The 220-nt window shown below is 44.5% G+C and carries 1 protein-coding gene; it reads left to right on the forward strand.

Annotation, left to right across the window (positions count from 1 at the left end; translation table 11 throughout):
- The coding region (locus tag A3712_RS23370) for a DTW domain-containing protein (RefSeq protein ID WP_157618876.1) at positions 1-220 on the forward strand (220 nt) is incomplete at both ends.

The following is a 220-nucleotide window of genomic DNA, read 5'->3' on the forward strand; positions in this document are numbered from 1 at the left end:
TGGCAAGAAGCGAAAAAGATGCTCAACAAAAGCCCTTGGCTACAGACGATCCCTCAAGTGCACCTCGATGTAACCAGTGAATCTTCATATACGTTGCGCCGCAATCAAGACAGTGGACACTTATGCACCTGTGAGGTTGGTATCGAGCTACTCAAGACATTGGATGAGACTCAATCGGCTGAGCAGATAGAGAATTACTATCAACACTATCTAAAAGTAT

It is taken from the genome of Vibrio sp. HI00D65, from assembly GCF_001635455.1.
Lineage (GTDB): Bacteria > Pseudomonadota > Gammaproteobacteria > Enterobacterales > Vibrionaceae > Vibrio.